General features: G+C 69.2%; 2 protein-coding genes. Both read right to left on the bottom strand.

Annotated elements, in window-relative coordinates:
• Positions 1-315 precede the first annotated feature (315 nt).
• Positions 316-933, bottom strand: a complete 618-nt coding sequence (locus ACF1ED_RS37245; protein WP_391767803.1) for a hypothetical protein — start codon at positions 931-933, stop codon at positions 316-318.
• A gap of 98 nt (positions 934-1,031) precedes the next feature.
• A partial coding sequence (locus ACF1ED_RS37250; protein ID WP_391767804.1) for an adenosylhomocysteinase occupies positions 1,032-1,276 on the bottom strand: 245 nt, incomplete at its 5' end.

Raw genomic sequence — 1,276 nt, forward strand, 5'->3', positions numbered from 1 at the left:
ACTCTATCAGATCTTTCCGATCCGATTTCCTCGGTGCTTTCCGGTCCCGAATTTGTTTTCCTCGGGGCCTTCCGGCGCTTTCCGACTTTATCAGAATCATTTCCGGCCGCCTAATCGGTGGCTTTTCTTGATTCGAGATAAAGAATCGGGAGTGAGTCAGACTCTAGTTGATTGCTGCCGAGCTGTCCAGCTCCAGGCAACCATCTGAATCTACCTCCCCGCGTCCACCGTGTCAACGGTTTTTTCGGGCACCGGAGGACAGTACCAGCTCCGCGGGGCCCGTCGCACATCGGCGGGGTCGGCGGGGGCGCGGTGTCAGGCCGGGAAGGCCGAGGGGGGTGTGTCGAGGTCTTCCAGTTCCAGGCCGGGGGCCGCGAGGACCACGTCGCCGGCGATGTGGACGGTGTGCCGCTCCCCCGTGTCCAGGGCACTGACCTGGTACGCGTCGACGGTCAGGGGGCCGTGGTCGGTGGGGTGCTGTTCGCTTCCCAGGAGGGCCCAGGACTGGTCGACGGTGAGGGGGGCGAGGACGGGGTCCGTGAAGGCGACGAGGCGGACGCGGGTCTCGGGGGCGCCGGGGGTGAGGCGCAGGAGGCGGGTGAGGGCGATCAGGAAGGCCGGCGACGTGCCGGTGAAGGCGTGGGCGCGGACGTTGCCTTCGGTGGCGTCGGTTCCGGTGGGGTCCGTGCGGACCCAGGTGACGCCGTCGAGGGCCGCGCCGCGGACCTGCCAGCTCGACGCGTGGAGTTCGAGGCGAATGGGTCGGCCCAGTTCGTCGACGGCGAGGTCGACCGAGCCCCGGTGGTCGCCGTCGGGGGTGGTGGTCTGGGAGACGTAGCGCCAGCCGGAGGGGCCGGGGGCGCAGTGGAAGTGCTCTTCGCCGAGGGGGGTGTGGTCGTGCGGGTCGTGGAGCGAGTAGCGGCCGCGGGGCATCGCGTGGTCCTCGGGGGTGGGGAACGGGGCAGGCCCCCGGCACGGGTGCCGGGGGCCTGCTGGGTCGTCGCGTCGGCCGGCGGGGTGCCGGGGACGGATCAGTAGCGGTAGTGGTCCGGCTTGTACGGGCCCTCGACCTTGACGCCGATGTAGGCGGCCTGCTCCGGGCGGAGGGTCGTGAGCTTCACGCCGAGGGCGTCGAGGTGGAGGCGGGCGACCTTCTCGTCGAGGTGCTTGGGGAGCGTGTAGACGTCGGTCGGGTACTGCTCCGGCTTCGTGAACAGCTCGATCTGGGCCAGCGTCTGGTCCGCGAAGGAGTTCGACATCACGAAGGACGGGTGGC

Source organism: Streptomyces sp. NPDC014656, assembly GCF_043084305.1.
GTDB lineage: Bacteria > Actinomycetota > Actinomycetes > Streptomycetales > Streptomycetaceae > Streptomyces.